The sequence below is a fragment of the Tsuneonella sp. HG249 genome, from assembly GCF_053819205.1.
Genome location: NZ_JBSOQY010000017.1, coordinates 1 through 303, shown reverse-complemented (window position 1 = coordinate 303; position 303 = coordinate 1). Strand labels below are relative to the sequence as shown.

At 64.4% G+C, this 303-nt stretch carries 1 protein-coding gene; it reads left to right on the top strand.

Going from position 1 to position 303, the window contains the following annotated elements; translation table 11 throughout:
* Nucleotides 1–303 (top strand): hypothetical protein (locus ACWPM1_RS14825; RefSeq protein WP_455695662.1); only part of this gene is annotated, 303 nt, incomplete at both ends.

The following is a 303-nucleotide window of genomic DNA, read 5'->3' as shown; positions in this document are numbered from 1 at the left end:
TCGCTGCAGAACACGGTCACGTCCGTGCCCAACAACCAGGCGGCGCAGCTCAAGGTGGCCGATATTGCGGTGACGGACGATGGGCTCGGCACCAATACGCTGGGGCTGACAGGCGCGAACGCCGCGTTGTTCGAGATCGTCGGCTCGCAGCTGTTCCTCAAGGCAGGCCAGACGCTGACCGCGGGTAATGCGCTTCAAGTCGCGGTGACAGTCGATGACACCACGGTCGGCGGCACTCCCGACGCGACAAGCAATACATTGTCGATCACCGTCACCGCCACCAACCAGCCACCCACCGCGGTG